A 13,689-nucleotide genomic window follows, 5' to 3' on the forward strand; every position below is an offset into this window, starting at 1 on the left:
ACGCCGCACCGCCCTGCTCCGCGTGATCAGCGCCCACGACCTCACCGAGATCCGCTCCGCCCTGGACGACACCCCGGAAGCACACGAGGTCTGCGCCGGCGCCCTCGCCGAAGCCAGCCTGGAACTGAACCGGCGCGTCAAGGAACGTGAGGACCGCTGTGCCCACACCCGGGTGAACACCGAAGTCCTGGACGGCCCGGCCAGCGCCGTACTGACGGCCGCCTCCCACCACGCCGACCTGCTCATCGCCGGCGCCCAACGACTCGACGGCGAACGCCGGGGCGTCCGCATCGGCCCCACCACCCACACCCTGCTCCGCCACACCGCCTGCCCACTGCTGATCGTTCCGCACCGCTGAGCCCGCCACACTAAAACGGAGGTCAACGGGCCGAGCCCCTCGGCGGCGTCCGAGTCCGCCGTGCTCGAACCGCCCGCGTGACGCCAGTGGCAGCGCGAGGCGTGCGCCGAGGATCCAGTGGTAGCGCGAGGTGTGCGCTGGGGAACCGCCCTAACCGGCCAAGCTCTTACCCCACTCCTGTGCGCGCTCCAGCTCCCCGTCGAGCAGGTGGTTCTTCTTGTCCACGAGGAAGCTGACGGGGTCGTCGGCGACCTCGAACGCCGACTTCCGCAGGTGCTTGGCGATGCGCAGACTCCCGCGGCCGGTGAACAGCGGCGGCGCGGACAGGCGGGTGTCGAACGCGGCGGCGCGCTTGCCGTCGCCCCGGTCCAGGTGATCGAACCACTCCCGCAGCCCGACCCCCTGCGCCGCCGGTTCCAGCGACAGGTCCTCGTCGGACGCCGCCGCGTCGGCGGCCGCCTTGCGGGTGGAGGGCCGCGACAGACCGTGGACGTGCGTCGGACCGCCGACGACGAGCAGATCGGCCTGGCCGACGTCGGCGCCGGTGGCCTCGGCGACGGGCTTGACCTCGGTCTCGTAGGCGGAACTCAAGCCGGAGGCCACGGCTTCGGCGACGGCGCGGGTGTTGCCGTACATGGACTCGTAGACGATCAGGGCTTTCATGGCTCTCTCCCGGATGTTTTCCGTGTTCCCCGTCCAGGATGGGCCCATGTTCCCCCAGCTGGCAGGGCCGGACGGCCTTCTCCGGGACGCCGAAGGTCCCGGGCGGGCCCCGGACGGCCCGGGCCGGGCCGTCCGGCCCGGTGCGGATCAGGGCCGTTCGGCCCTGGGACGCGGCCCGCGGATGCGATCGACTAGGAGTGCGGGAGAGGTCCGGGTACGGACGACGCGGAGCAGCGGTTCCCCCGTGCCGCGCACCGCGCAATCGGAATCCGCGAGAAGCGGATCGGGCCTCTCCCGTCGAGCGCCGACGCCGCCGGGGAGTGCGGATGCCATGAGGGTCCTGCGACGGAATCCGCCCCCGCGGCGTCGGTGAGGCGCCCCGCGAAGGAGGTGAGTCGCCGTGGGACTCCTGCGTCGCGCCATCGACGCCGTCCGTCCCGGCCAGGGCGGACATCGCGACCCCGCCGACGTGCTGGCGGTCACCCACCGGCGCCAACGGATCTTGCTCGAGCACGTGCGGCGCGGCCTGGACGAGACGTCAGAGGAGCTCGCCTACATCGACGGCGAGATCAGGCGCACCCGCGAACACACCGCCCGCCTGGGCGGCACCAGGACGATCGCGGCCGCGGACGGGTACGCCGCCATCCCCCACGAGCCGCACGACGAACGCAGCCGAGCGGATGCCTTCCTCATGACACTCACCGAAGCACGCGGCGCCGTCGTCGCCGAGGAGACCCGGCTGCTCACACTGCGGAAGAACCTGACAGACCGCATCGCCGAGTGTGACGAGCTGTCCCAGACCGCCGCCACCGGCATCACCGACGAGGTCCGTACGCTCATCGACCGCATGGCCGCGGACACGAGGCGGATGACGGACGAGGAGAATCTCCTGGAGGCCGAGCACTGAAAGGCACACGCACCCAGGCGAAGGATGGAAAACGCCAAACCGTTCCCGGAAAGCGGGCCCACCATGCAACACGTCAGAGAGTGGCCGATAAGGCTCTACTTCTTCGAAGAAGACGGCCAGACCCAGGCACGCCTGTGGCTGAAAGCCAGCGCCGGCACGATCGAGGTCGTCGGCGAGGCGCTGTGCGAACCCGATGAGTTCGACGTCCCGGAGATCGGCGACGAAGTCGCCGCGGGGCGGGCGCTGATCGCCCTGGGCGAGAAGCTGCTGCGCAGCGGCGAGACGGACGTCGAAGGCCTGCGGGGGACCTCGGTCCACATCGATCCGGGACCCGCGGCGCCCGACCGCTCCCGGTGACGGGCCGCCTGGCGCGCACCCGTTCGGTGGAACCACCGTCATAAGCCAGGATCCGAGCTGGTCGTGCCAGGCCGTGGCATGGCTGCCGGCCGCCTCGTCGCGGTCGGCCGGCGGTCATCACCACACCATCAAGGCACCACCGTGGTACCGGCCGTCCCCCCGATCACCGCCGCCGCTTCCCGCAACGAGCCGATGGCAGAGGGATTGCCGGTGGCGGCCGTGAACCGTCCGCACGCCTCGACCTTGGGGCCCATGGACCCGGCCGGCAGATGCAGCTCCGACGACTGCGCGAGGCTCAGGCGGCGGATCGGCTCGGCACGCGGGGTCCCGAAGTCCTTCATCACCGCCGCCACGTCGGTGAGCAGCAGAAGGCGGTCGGCCTTCAGTTCGATCGCCAGGTGCGCGGCGCACAGGTCCTTGTCGACGACGGCTTCCACACCGGTGAGAACGCCGTCCTCGCTCCGCGTCACCGGTACGCCGCCTCCGCCGGCGCAGATCACCATCGTGCCGGAGGCGCTCAGGTTGCGGATCGACGCGATCTCGGGCACGTCGGCCGGCTGCGGGGAGGCCACGACCCGCCGCCACGACGCGCCGTCCCGGGCCATGGCCCAGCCGCGGTCCGCGGCCAGGCGTTCGGCTTCCCGCCCGGAGTAGACGGGTCCGATGAACTTCGACGGCGCGGCGAACGCCGGATCCGCCGGATCCACGACAGTCTGCGTGATCACCGCGACGATCGGGCGCTTCACCCCGGCGTTGCCCAGTTCCTGGGCGAGCCAGTAGCCGATCATGCCCTGGGTCTGGGCGCCCAGGACGTCCAGCGGGTAGGGCCTGGACAGCGCGGGGTCGGCCGCGCTCTCCAGCGCCAGCACGCCGACCTGCGGCCCGTTGCCGTGGGTGAGGATCAGCTCGTGCTCGTCCGCCAGCGGGGCCAGGGCCCGGGCCGCCACCCGCACGTGCTCGCGCTGGATCGCCGCGTCCGGCTTCTCTCCGCGCTCCAGCAGGGCGTTGCCGCCGAGCGCCACCAGGATCCTCATCGGGGATCCCGGTAGGCGGCGACCATGACCGCCTTGATGGTGTGCATGCGGTTCTCGGCCTGGTCGAAGACCACCGAGCGCGGCGACTCGAAGACCTCGTCGGCCACTTCCGCGCCGACCAGGCCGAACTCCTCGCGGACCCGGCGGCCGAGGTCGCTCCGGTCGTCGTGGACGGCCGGCAGGCAGTGCAGGAACTTCGCCTCCGGATTCCCGGTGGCGGCCATGAGGTCCTCGGTGACGCGGTAGGGCAGCAGCTCGGGGACGCGCGCCGCCCACTTGTCGGCGGCCTCGCCCATGCTCACCCACACGTCGGTGTAGACGAAGTCGACGCCACGCACCGCCTCGGCGGCGTCATCGGTGACGGTGAGGCGGGCGCCGCTGGCCGCGGCGAGCTTCTCGGCGGCGGCGACGACCTCCGGCGGCGGCTGCAGGTCGCGCGGGGCCCCGATGCGCACGTCCATGCCCAGCAGCGCGCCGGTGACCAGCAGCGAGCGCGCGACGTTGTTGCGGCCGTCGCCGACGAAGCAGTAGGCGACGTCCTCCAGGCGCTTGTCGCTGTGCTCGGTCATGGTCAGGATGTCGGCGAGCATCTGGGTGGGGTGCCACTGATCGGTCAGGCCGTTCCAGACGGGTACCCCGGCGTGGTCGGCGAGCGTCTCGACCGCGTCCTGCGCGTAGCCGCGGAACTCGATGCCGTCGAACATCCGGCCCAGGACGCGGGCGGTGTCCGCGATGGACTCGTCGCGGCCGATGTGGGAGCCCTCGGGGCCGATGTAGGCGACGTGCGCGCCCTGGTCGTGGGCGGCGACCTCGAAGGCGCAGCGGGTGCGGGTGGACGACTTCTCGAAGACCAGGGCGATGTTCTTGCCGACGAGGTGCCGGGTCTCCGTGCCCGCCTTCTTCGCCTTCTTCAGGTCGCGGGCGAGGTCGAGAAGGGCCAGGAACTGCTCCTTGGTGAGGTCCAGTTCCTTCAGCAACGATCCGGGGTGCCGGTTCACGATCATGGTCATTCTCCTATATAAGGGTCGAAGTGGTGGGAGTGCGAGTCGGCGTCAGATGCCGTCGCGGCGGATCGGGCAGGTCATGCAGCGGGCCCCGCCCCGTCCGCGGCCCAGCTCGCTGCCGGGGATCGGCAGGACGGTGACGCCGTTGTCGCGGAGCATGGCGTTGGTGACGGTGTTGCGCTCGTAGCCGACGACGACGCCGGGCGCGAGGGCCAGGAAGTTGTTCGCGTCGTCCCACTGCTCGCGCTGGGCGGCGCGCAGGTCCTCCTCGGCGCTGAGCACCCGGATCTTGTCCAGGTCCAGGGCCCGGGCGATGGTCTGGAACAGGTCGTCCCGGCGTTCGATGTGCAGGCCCGCGCTGTCGCGCTCGACGACCTCGTCCGGGTCGGCGGGAGTGATCAGCCAGGGCCGCAGCGCCCCGGCGTCCAGATACGGGTAGCGGACGAACGTGTCGGTGTCGACCATCGTCAGCACGGTGTCCAGGTGCATGAACGCGTGCGACTTCGGCAGCTGCACCGCGATCACCTGACGGGCGGCCCGGTGCCGGAACAGCTCGCGGGCCAGGTTCTCGACGCCCATCGGGGTCGTGCGCTCCCCCATGCCGACGAGGACGACTCCCCGGCCCAGGACGTGGATGTCCCCGCCTTCGAGGGTCGCGGGCTGGTGGTCCGCGTCGTCGCCGCCGTAGAACACCGGGAACCCGGCGTCGGCGAACAGCGGGTGGAACCGGTACACGGCGCGGGTGTGGACCGACTCGCGCCGCCGGGCCGGCATCGCCATCGGGTTGACGCTGACGCCCGGGCCGATCCAGGCGGCGTTGTCCCGCTGGAACAGCGTGTTCGGCAGCGGCGGCAGCACGAAGTCGTCGAGTTCCAGGCTCTGCCAGCGCAGGCTGGGGATGGCCAGCGGCGACAGGTCGGCCCGGGTCACACCGCCGATGAGGAGGTCGGCGAGCGTCTCGCCGTCGGCGTCCTCGGCCAGCGAGCGCAGCGCGGCCGCGAGGGTCGGCCCGAGGCTGTCCGGGGTGCAGATCCGGTCGAGCACGAACGCCCGGGCCTGCGGCGAGCGCAGCGTCTCGGCGAACAGGTCGCCGAAGCGGTGCACCCGGACGCCCCGGCCGGCGAGCACGCGCACGAACTCGTCGTGTTCCTCGCGGGCCTTGTCGGCCCACAGCACGTCGTCGAACAGCAGCTCCCGGCAGTTGGCCGGCGTCAGGCGGGTCAGCTCGAGACCGGGCCGGTGCACGATCGCCTCGCGAAGCTGTCCGACCTCTGATGCGACGCCCCACGCGGCGCTCATGATCCGTCCACCGTCAGCTCGGCGGGGATGACGACGCTCTCGCCGTACTCCCCGCGCCCGATCTTCATCCAGACGTAGACCGGCAGGCCGAGGAACAAGCAGAACGCTCCGTAGTACACCGCCTGGTAGCCGCTGCCGGACAGGCTCCAGAACGAGAACGCCAGCGCGATGACGGACACCGCCACGTCCCGCAGCAGGTGCGGCCAGTTCGCCGCCCGGCCCCGGGTCAGCAGCCAGTACAGCTGCGCGGTGGCGCTGAACAGGTACGGGATCACGGCGGTCACGACCGACAGCAGCACGATCGTGGTGAAGACCTTGTCGAACCGGGTGTAGCTCACCACGGTCAGGACCGAGGCCAGAACCGTCGAGACGACGATGCCGAACGCCGGGACCCCGCGCCGACTCTCGGTGGCGAACCGTCCCGGGAACAGACGGTCGCGGGCGGCGGCCTGCGGCATCTCGGCGACGATCAGCGTCCAGCCGACCAGCGCCCCGATGCCCGAGACGATCGCCGCGACCGCCACGAGGTCGCCGGCCCAGTGGCCGCCGAAGATGGCGTTGGCGGAGTCGGTGAACGGCGCGGTGGACTTCTGCAGCGCGGCGTTCGACACGGTGCCGAACACGGTCACCGTGCCGAGGATGTAGACGACGGCGCAGGCGACGGTGCCCAGCACGGTCGCCCGGGCCACGTTCCGCTTCGGGTCGCGGACCCGGCCCGCGGCGACCGACGCGGTCTCGATGCCCAGGTAGCTGAACAGCGCGATGGCCGCGGCGGCGGAGACGGCGCCGCCGGCCCCGGTGCCGCTGCCGTTGAAGGGCCCGAAGTTGTGGGCCTTGATGAACAGCAGCCCGACGGTGGACATGAACAGCAGCGGGATGAACTTGAAGACCGTGGTGACCAGCTGGGCGGCGCCGATGCTGCGCAGCCCGGAGAGGTTGACCAGCGCCGGGATCCACAGGCCGGCCAGGGCGATCACGATGGACCAGGCCTTGGTGTGGCCGCTGTTCCAGAACACCTCGACGTAGCCGACCCAGGCCACGACGATGGCCGCGTTGCCGGCCCATGCGGTGATCCAGTAGGACCAGGCGTTGAGGAAGCCCGCGAAGTCGCCGAAGGCGTCCCGGGCGAAGACGTACGGGCCGCCCGAGCCCGGGACGCGCTTGGACAGCGCCGCGAGCGCGAAGGCCAGGGCCAGCGCCCCGATCGTGACGAGGATGAAGGCGACCAGGCTGATCGGCCCGTAGGGGGCCAGCGCTGACGGCAGAGCGAACACGCCGGTGCCGATGACCGTGCCGACGACCAGCGCGGTCGCCGTCGGAAGGCCGAAACGGTGCGCCGGCCCGGCACCGGGGTCCGGCGGGACCGTCGAGGACGCCGGCCCGGTGGCGGCGTCGATGTGGTTGCTCATGGGAAGTCCCCTGACTAGGCGGTGGAAGCGCGGTAGCGCGAATGCCCCAACCCTCGCCGATCAAGGCGGGCCCGGTTCAGGGCCGAACGCGCCCGACCGGACCGGGACCTTCGGCCCCTCTTCACCGGTCCTGGGGCTCCCGCGCTCCCATGTCGAGCCGGAACGGCGGGTACTCATCCGTCATCAGGCTCGCGTACGCCGCGACCCGCAGAACCCAGCGATTGATCCCCATGACGAAGTCGAACAGGCCGAGCGGATACCGCGCGGTGAACAGCACCGCGAACCCCGCGACCAGTACGGCGGCGCCGAGCAGCCCCGCGTCCGGCCAGGTGGGCCCGAAGTGCATACCGCCCAGGAACACCGCGACGATCAGGTAGTGCGGGATGGCCAGCAGCCACCACTTCACCAGGGCCTTGCCTCGGGAGAGCTCCCCGGGGAAGGCGATCTCCAGCCGTGCCGGATAGTCCGGGTCGTCCGCCAACGAGAACGGCGGATACCGGTCGGTGGCCAGCGCTCCGTAGGAGTAGAACGCGACGCGCCACGTCCAGCGCAGCACACCCACGTTGAAGTCGAAGATCCCACGGGGGTAGCGCCCCGTGGCCAGGATCGCCACCAGCGCGACCGCGCTCAGCAGGAAGTAGGCGATCCACAGGACCCACAGGATGATGTAGTGCGGTAGCGCCAGCAGCCACTTGGCCAGCCACAGCCACCGGGACAGCGGTTGTTCGAGGTCGCCCTCGACGCGGACCGGCGTCGTGCGACGCACAGCGGCGGCCTCTCGTTCGTCGTCCATCGACGTCTGCCTTTCTTCGCCCGGGCAGCGCCTCACTGCGTCTGCCTCGTTATCCAGGTCACTGGATGGCTTGCGCCGCGGACAGAGGCGATGGAACCGGAGCGGCACAGGCCGTTCGCCCCTGCCTGCCGGCTCCGGAATCCGGCGCTCCGGTCAGAGGGCTGCTAGGGCGTGTTTGAGAAGTCGGGCGGGGCGTGACGGCTGATCGGCGGCGCCTGGCGGCGCCGGACGACCAGCCACAGCCAACCAGGATGAGGCAGGCCGTCCGTCTTGCCATGCTTGCCGCTGAGCCGTCGCGCTCGACCTGCTCACAGGCTGCGGGACACCACCCACCCGACTTCTCAAACACGCCCTAGCCGCTCCGGTCACCCCAGCGGCGTCCGATCCAGCTGTTCGAGCAACGCCGCGATCGACTCGAACACCGCGGCCGCCCCGGCGTCGCGCAGCTCCTGCTCGGAGAACCCGCCGGTCAGCAGCGCCACCGAGGCGACTCCGGCCCGGCGGGCGGCGATGCAGTCCCACGTCGAGTCGCCGATGAGCACCGAGCGCTCGGCGTCCGGGACCTTCTCCAGCGCGGCGCAGATGATGTCCGGCTCGGGTTTGGCCTGCTCGACGTCGGCGCTCGAGGTCGCGCCGGCCAGCAGATCGTCGGCGTCCAGCATGGAGCGGAAGTGCTTCAGGTTCTCCTCGCTGGCCGAGCTGGCCAGCACGACCGCGTCGCCCCGCTCGTGCAGGACCTCGATCAGGCGCCGGGCGTCCGGCATCAGCTCGGCCTCGTCGAGGAGGTCGCGGAAGTGGCGGCTGTGGGCATCGCGCACATCGTCGCCGAGTCCGTGTTCCACGCGCTCCCCCGCCACGGCGGCCACGAGCTGGCCGCCGCCCATGCCGATGTGCCGGTGCAGACGCCATACGGGGAGCACGACGCCGTGGTCCCGGAAGGCCCGGTACCAGGCGATCGCGTGCTGGTAGTTGGTGTCGACGAGGGTCCCGTCGAGGTCGAGGAGCGCGGCCGTGCCGGCCTTCGCGGAAGAGGTCATGGCCGCCTCACAGCTCACGCAGCGCCGGGATCAGCGCCTTCTCGGCCCAATCCAGGAACGGCCCCTGCGCGTCGCCGCCGACCTGGACCAGCGCCACCTCGGTGAAACCGGCGTCGGCGAACGGCCGTACCGCCTCGACGAAGTCCTCCACGGAGTCCCCGCACGGGATCGAGTCCGCGACGTCCTCGGGGCGGACGAACGTGGTGGCCGCGGCGAACCCGGCCGTGCCGGGCAGCTCGGCGTTCACCTTCCAGCCGCCGCCGAACCAGCGGAACTGCTCGTGCGCGCGCTTCACGGCACGATCGCGGTCGGTGTCGTAGCACACGGGGAGCTGGCCGATCTTCGGCTTCCCCCGGCCGCCGCCGTCCTCGAACATCGAGACCAGCTCGGCCTTCGGCTCCACCGCGATCATCACGTCGGCCAGCCGTCCCGCCAGCTCGCACGAGCGGGGTCCGGAGACGGCCACGCCGATCGGCGGCGGGGTGTCCGGGCGGTCCCACAACTTGGCGCCCTCGACCTGGAAGTGCTCGCCGTGGTGCGTCACGTAGCCGCCGTCGAACAGCCGCCGGATGATCTCCACGGCCTCGCCCAGCTTGTCCTCGCGCACGGCCACCGCGGGCCAGCCGCGCCCGACCACGTGTTCGTTCAGGTTCTCCCCGGAGCCCAGGCCGAGCCGGAAACGCCCCTCGGACAACAGCTGCATCGTGGCGGCCTTCTGCGCCACGACCACCGGGTGGTACCGGAAGGTCGGACACGTCACGTACGTCATCAGCGGAATCCGCGACGTCGCCTGCGCGGCGGCGCCCAATACGCTCCACACGTACGGGGCGTGCCCCTGCTCGTCCAGCCAGGGGAAGTAGTGGTCGGAGGCGACGGAGAAGTCGAAGCCGGCCCGCTCGGCCTGGACCACGTCCTCGACCAGCTGCCGAGGGCCGGCTTGTTCGGTCATCATCGTGTAGCCGATCTGGATCATGAGCTGCTCGGTGCCCCGGAATATCCGAAGGAAACGGGCGATCCGACCGGGATCCCGCGTTTGCCGCCACGACGGCGGGGCAGCAGGAGCGCATGCCCCACCACAGCCGGCTCGAAAAGGTCGTCATCGACGTGCCCGGCGCCGAGGCCCGTCGGGCCGCCGAGTTCTGGCAGGGCGTCCTCGGCACGGAACTGACCCGCCTCTACCCGCGGTTCCCCGAGTACGTGGGCGCCGACCTGCCTTACGAGAAGCACCTCACCCTCCTGGTCCAAGAGCTCGGTGAGGGACATCCGCGCATCCACCTGGACATCCACACCGACGACGTCGAGGCGGAGGTCGCGCGCCTGGAAGGACTGGGCGCCGTGCGCGTACGCCACGTCGACACGTGGTGGGTGATGGGCGACCCGGCGGGACTGCCGTTCTGCGTCCTGCCCGCCGCCCCGGAGTCGTTGACGGAGGAGAACTCCGTCCGCTGGGAGTGACGTCAGCTCCAGTTGGGCCACGCCCCTCTGGTGTCGTCCTTGTCCGGCTCTCCTTCCTCGTCCTCGTAGTCGCCCACCACGCCGCTTTCCGCCGCGGGCAGAAGCTGGTCGTGCAGCGTCTCCTTGGCCCGCGCCACCTCCTTGCGCGCCTCGGCCATCACTTCGGCGGTCCGTTCCTCCAGCGACTCCTCCGGCTCCGTCGCCGGCTGCTCAGCCTCGTCCGATGCCGATGCCGATGCCGTTTCCGTTTCTTGTTCCGGTTCCGATTCCGATACCGATTCCGGTTCCACTTCCGGCTCCGGGTCCGGGGCCGGGACAGCGGTCGGTCGCGGTTGCGGTTCCTTCTGGTCCATCAGTGACTCCTTGCTTCCGGAGCGCTGGCCAGCGCCTGAGGGGAGAGAACTTCGATCATCGATCGCGCCCAGGCGACCTGGCGCCGGGTCCGCGGATGGCAGCTGTTCGCCAGATCCAGCAGCCCTTCGTCCTTGGTCGCCTTGGCGAGCGCCGTGAGCATGTCCCAGTACAGGGAGTTCGCCCCGGCGGCGGCGTGCAGATCGAGCAGATCGCGGAGCAGCAGGAGCCCGGGGCGGTAGCCGAGCGCCTCGTCGGAGGTCTCGCGCAGCAGGACCGCGCTGTGCCCGAACCCCGTGCCGGGCGCCGCGAGTTCGCTGAGGCCCCGGTCCCGGGCCGCCTCGGTGAGACGGGCGGCGTGGTCGCGGGACCAGCCCGCCAGGTCGGTGGCGACGTGGCGGATCTCCGGCTCGTGACGGTGACGCTCCGCGACCGTTTCGAAGCCGTCGGCCAGCCGCGTCTCCGCTCCGTGGACGGCGTCCAGCATCAGCGCGGTGCCGTTCATGAGGATCCCCCCGCTTCCTCCGCGGCGCCGCCTCGCGACTGGGTCGCGCGGGCCGCGCCGCCCCCAGCGGTCGGTGCCACGCCGGCCGCGGCCACCGGCGCGCCGGCCCCGGTGGTGGGGGCCCGGGACGGCTCCCCGTCGTGGCGCACCGAGGAGATCCGCGCGGCCGAGAGCTTGAACAACGGCTGCTTGGACACCGGGTCCCAGTCCGTGACCGTCCCCTCGTTCGCCGCGCGGCCGGGCTCGCCGAGTCCTGGGCGGTCCCCGTGGGGGGTGTCCCAGTAGCCGTAGTGGAAGGGGACGAAGACGACCCCGGGGCGGATGCCGCTGATGCGGGCGCGCGCCCCGATCAGACCGCGCGGCGTGGCGATGACGACCAGGTCCCCCTCCTCGATGCCGTGGCGGTCGGCGTCCGGGGCCGACACTTCGGCCCAGACTTCCGGGGCGGCGTCGTTGAGCTGCGCGACCCGGCCGGTCTTGGTGCGGGTGTGGAAGTGGTAGATCGTGCGGCCAGTGGTGAGCTGCAGCGGATACTCCCGCGAGGTCTGTTCGTGCGGCGGCACGAACTCGGCGGCCTTCAACATGGCCTTGCCGTCGGGGTTCATCGCCTTGTACGAGGTCGGACTCGTGGCGGCACCGGTGAGGAGGTCCTTGCCGTAGGTCTCGCACTCGTCCGGTGCGGCCCAAGGGAATCCGTCCGTATACAGGCGCTCGGTGCCCTCGGGGGCTTCCGCGGTGCACGGCCACTGGATGCCGCCGGTCTGGAGGAGCTTGTCGTAGGTCAGTCCGGTGTAGTCGCAGGGCCGTCCGGCGCTGCACCGTTTCCAGGCCTCGAACGCCTCCTCGGCGTGCCTCCACGACACCAGCGGAGCGCCGTCCTTGTCCCGGAAGCCCATCCGATCGGCGTAGTCCACGAAGATGTCGAGGTCGGGCCGGGCCTGGCCGGGCGGCTCGACCGCCTTGGCCGACAGGTGCACGGTGCGGTCGGCGTTGGTGAAGGTGCCGACCTTCTCGCCCCAGGTCGCGGCCGGCAGGACCACGTCGGCGAACTGCGCGGTCTCGGTCAGGAAGATGTCCTGGACGACGGTGAACAGCCGGTCCTGCTCCAGGATCGCGCGGACCCGCCCCAGCTCGGGCAGGGACACGGCCGGATTCGTGCCGCTGATCCAGAGCATGCCGATGCTGCCCTGCTCGGCGTACCGGAACATCTGCATGGCGTGCGTGGGAGGCGCGAAGTGCGGGATGTCCTCCGGATCGACGTTCCAGACCTTCGCCAGATCCGCGACGTGGTCCTCGTTGTTCCAGTTGCGGAAGCCCGGCAGGTCGCCGTCGGCCCCGCACTCACGGGTGTTCTGGGCGGTGGGCTGGCCGTTCATCTGCAGCACGCCGCACCCGGGGCGGCCGAGCATGCCCCGCAGCAGGTGGATGTTGTTGACCTGGACGGCGGCCGCGGTCGCCTGATGCGACTGGTAGACACCCTGCAGGACGGTGGACGTCAGCTGTCGCGCGGTCCCCAGGAGCTCCGCGGCCTCCTCGATGCTGCGAGCCGGCACGTCGCAGATGGAGGCGGCCCACTTCGGTGTGCAGGACGCGGTCCCGGATTCGAGTTCCTCGAAGCCGACGGTGTGCGCCTCGACGTAGGCCTTGTCGACGTGTCCGCGGCGGATGATCTCGTGGATCAGCGCATTGAGAAGGGCGAGGTTCGTACCCAGTTTCGGCGCCAGGTGGACGTCCGCGCGGAGGGCGACGGGCGTCGGCCGGGGGTCCACGCAGAGCAGGCGGGGCGGCCGCGGCCCCTCGAGGCGGTCCAGCATCCGCATCCACAGCACCGGCTGGGTCTCGGCGACGTTGTGTCCGAACAGCGCGAGGGTGTCGGCGTGGTCGACGTCGGTGTAGGACCCCGGCTGGCCGTCGCTGCCGAAGGACTCCTTGAGTGATTCCCCGGCCGTGGCCGTGCAGAGCCGGGTGTTACCGTCCAGATGGTTCGTCCCGATGCCCGCGCGGGCGATCACGGCGAGGGTGTAGTACTCCTCCAAGAAGAGCTGGCCGGAGGTGTAGAAGCCGATCGAACCGGGTCCAAGCTCCTTCAACAGCTCCTGCGAACGGGACACCACCCGGCCCATCGCGGTCGGCCAGTCGCACTCCACCAGGCGCCCGCCCTCGCGGATCATCGGGCGCAGCAGCCGGTCCGCGGAGGCGCCGGCCTGCCAGCCGAACAGGTCCTTCGGCCCGAGCCTGCCGTGGTTGACCCGGTCGGTCGCGCGGCCGCGGACGCCGACGACGCGTCCGTCGGCCACGGCGATGTCCATGGCGTCGCCGTTGGAGTGCAGCAAGGAGGCGGAGGGGACCCACTGGCGCACGTCGGCCTCGCGGACTCCCGGCGACAGATAGGTGTCGACCCGCACCGGCCAGCGATCACCGGCGCCGTAGGGCGTGCGGGCGCCCCAGGGGTCGGCGATCCGGTCCACCGAGGGCTCCATCTCCACCTCCTTCACTGGTCGGCTCTTCGGCGGAGGG

At 71.2% G+C, this 13,689-nt stretch carries 15 protein-coding genes; 4 read left to right on the top strand and 11 right to left on the bottom strand.

The window, feature by feature from the left end; all coding sequences use genetic code 11:
• Positions 1–358 (top strand): universal stress protein (locus ABD466_RS28035; protein ID WP_344660183.1); only part of this gene is annotated, 358 nt, incomplete at its 5' end.
• 150 nt (positions 359–508) lie between these two features.
• On the opposite strand, the gene ABD466_RS28040 is transcribed toward ABD466_RS28035, so the two are convergent.
• Entirely contained in the window at positions 509–1,021 is a 513-nt protein-coding gene (locus ABD466_RS28040) for a flavodoxin family protein (RefSeq protein WP_344660184.1), read from the bottom strand.
• Between the two features lie 400 nt (positions 1,022–1,421).
• Between ABD466_RS28040 and ABD466_RS28045 the strand changes: the two genes are divergently transcribed.
• Both ABD466_RS28045 and ABD466_RS28050 read left to right on the top strand, forming a co-directional pair.
• Positions 1,422–1,928 carry a hypothetical protein gene (locus ABD466_RS28045; RefSeq protein ID WP_344660185.1) on the top strand — a complete coding sequence of 169 codons (507 nt, stop codon included), beginning with the start codon at positions 1,422–1,424 and terminating at the stop codon, positions 1,926–1,928.
• A gap of 63 nt (positions 1,929–1,991) precedes the next feature.
• On the top strand, positions 1,992–2,285 hold the full coding sequence (locus ABD466_RS28050; protein WP_344660186.1) for a dsRBD fold-containing protein: 294 nt from the start codon (positions 1,992–1,994) through the stop codon (positions 2,283–2,285).
• Positions 2,286–2,413: 128 nt separating this feature from the next.
• Here ABD466_RS28050 and ABD466_RS28055 read toward each other — a convergent pair whose 3' ends face one another.
• The 7 genes from ABD466_RS28055 to ABD466_RS28085 all read right to left on the bottom strand — a co-directional run bounded on the left by ABD466_RS28055 (position 2,414) and on the right by ABD466_RS28085 (position 9,834).
• Positions 2,414–3,319: a carbamate kinase gene (locus ABD466_RS28055; protein WP_344660187.1), complete on the bottom strand. Its 906-nt coding sequence runs from the start codon at positions 3,317–3,319 to the stop codon at positions 2,414–2,416.
• Positions 3,316–4,323: an ornithine carbamoyltransferase gene (argF, locus tag ABD466_RS28060; protein WP_344660188.1), complete on the bottom strand. Its 1,008-nt coding sequence runs from the start codon at positions 4,321–4,323 to the stop codon at positions 3,316–3,318. The genes ABD466_RS28055 and argF overlap by 4 nt, the downstream gene beginning before the upstream one ends.
• Before the next feature lie 48 nt (positions 4,324–4,371).
• A complete protein-coding gene (locus tag ABD466_RS28065; protein ID WP_344660189.1) occupies positions 4,372–5,622 on the bottom strand; it encodes an arginine deiminase in 1,251 nt (416 codons plus the stop codon).
• Entirely contained in the window at positions 5,619–7,031 is a 1,413-nt protein-coding gene (locus tag ABD466_RS28070; RefSeq protein WP_344660190.1) for an amino acid permease, read from the bottom strand. Before ABD466_RS28070 ends, ABD466_RS28065 begins: the two co-directional genes overlap by 4 nt.
• 121 nt (positions 7,032–7,152) lie before the next feature.
• A complete protein-coding gene (locus ABD466_RS28075) occupies positions 7,153–7,824 on the bottom strand; it encodes a DUF4389 domain-containing protein (RefSeq protein WP_344660191.1) in 672 nt (223 codons plus the stop codon).
• Between the two features lie 365 nt (positions 7,825–8,189).
• Positions 8,190–8,861 (bottom strand): HAD family hydrolase, encoded by a 672-nt coding sequence (locus tag ABD466_RS28080; protein WP_344660192.1) that lies wholly within the window; start codon positions 8,859–8,861, stop codon positions 8,190–8,192.
• A gap of 7 nt (positions 8,862–8,868) precedes the next feature.
• Positions 8,869–9,834, bottom strand: a complete 966-nt coding sequence (locus ABD466_RS28085; protein ID WP_344660193.1) for an LLM class F420-dependent oxidoreductase — start codon at positions 9,832–9,834, stop codon at positions 8,869–8,871.
• A gap of 92 nt (positions 9,835–9,926) precedes the next feature.
• Here ABD466_RS28085 and ABD466_RS28090 point away from each other — a divergent pair, with 92 nt between their 5' ends.
• Complete coding sequence (locus ABD466_RS28090) at positions 9,927–10,316, top strand: VOC family protein (protein ID WP_344660194.1); 390 nt, start codon at positions 9,927–9,929, stop codon at positions 10,314–10,316.
• 2 nt (positions 10,317–10,318) lie between these two features.
• Here ABD466_RS28090 and ABD466_RS28095 read toward each other — a convergent pair whose 3' ends face one another.
• The 3 genes from ABD466_RS28095 to ABD466_RS28105 are packed head-to-tail and all read right to left on the bottom strand — an operon-like array spanning position 10,319 to position 13,652.
• On the bottom strand, positions 10,319–10,669 hold the full coding sequence (locus ABD466_RS28095; RefSeq protein ID WP_344660195.1) for a hypothetical protein: 351 nt from the start codon (positions 10,667–10,669) through the stop codon (positions 10,319–10,321).
• Positions 10,669–11,172 (bottom strand): hypothetical protein, encoded by a 504-nt coding sequence (locus ABD466_RS28100; protein ID WP_344660196.1) that lies wholly within the window; start codon positions 11,170–11,172, stop codon positions 10,669–10,671. Before ABD466_RS28100 ends, ABD466_RS28095 begins: the two co-directional genes overlap by 1 nt.
• Positions 11,169–13,652, bottom strand: a complete 2,484-nt coding sequence (locus ABD466_RS28105; RefSeq protein ID WP_344660197.1) for a molybdopterin oxidoreductase family protein — start codon at positions 13,650–13,652, stop codon at positions 11,169–11,171. The genes ABD466_RS28100 and ABD466_RS28105 overlap by 4 nt, the downstream gene beginning before the upstream one ends.
• Positions 13,653–13,689 lie beyond the last annotated feature (37 nt).

Source organism: Catenulispora subtropica, assembly GCF_039531675.1.
GTDB lineage: Bacteria > Actinomycetota > Actinomycetes > Streptomycetales > Catenulisporaceae > Catenulispora > Catenulispora subtropica.

Bases quoted from the DNA above. Each gene is read 5' to 3' on its own strand.
- ABD466_RS28040 (WP_344660184.1), bottom strand. From the start codon at position 1,021: ATGAAAGCCCTGATCGTCTACGAGTCCATGTACGGCAACACCCGCGCC.
- ABD466_RS28050 (WP_344660186.1), top strand. From the start codon at position 1,992: ATGCAACACGTCAGAGAGTGGCCGATAAGGCTCTACTTCTTCGAAGAA.
- ABD466_RS28055 (WP_344660187.1), bottom strand. From the start codon at position 3,319: ATGAGGATCCTGGTGGCGCTCGGCGGCAACGCCCTGCTGGAGCGCGGA.
- argF (WP_344660188.1), bottom strand. From the start codon at position 4,323: ATGATCGTGAACCGGCACCCCGGATCGTTGCTGAAGGAACTGGACCTC.
- ABD466_RS28065 (WP_344660189.1), bottom strand. From the start codon at position 5,622: ATGAGCGCCGCGTGGGGCGTCGCATCAGAGGTCGGACAGCTTCGCGAG.
- ABD466_RS28070 (WP_344660190.1), bottom strand. From the start codon at position 7,031: ATGAGCAACCACATCGACGCCGCCACCGGGCCGGCGTCCTCGACGGTC.
- ABD466_RS28075 (WP_344660191.1), bottom strand. From the start codon at position 7,824: ATGGACGACGAACGAGAGGCCGCCGCTGTGCGTCGCACGACGCCGGTC.
- ABD466_RS28080 (WP_344660192.1), bottom strand. From the start codon at position 8,861: ATGACCTCTTCCGCGAAGGCCGGCACGGCCGCGCTCCTCGACCTCGAC.
- ABD466_RS28085 (WP_344660193.1), bottom strand. From the start codon at position 9,834: ATGATCCAGATCGGCTACACGATGATGACCGAACAAGCCGGCCCTCGG.
- ABD466_RS28090 (WP_344660194.1), top strand. From the start codon at position 9,927: ATGCCCCACCACAGCCGGCTCGAAAAGGTCGTCATCGACGTGCCCGGC.
- ABD466_RS28095 (WP_344660195.1), bottom strand. From the start codon at position 10,669: ATGGACCAGAAGGAACCGCAACCGCGACCGACCGCTGTCCCGGCCCCG.
- ABD466_RS28100 (WP_344660196.1), bottom strand. From the start codon at position 11,172: ATGAACGGCACCGCGCTGATGCTGGACGCCGTCCACGGAGCGGAGACG.
- ABD466_RS28105 (WP_344660197.1), bottom strand. From the start codon at position 13,652: ATGGAGCCCTCGGTGGACCGGATCGCCGACCCCTGGGGCGCCCGCACG.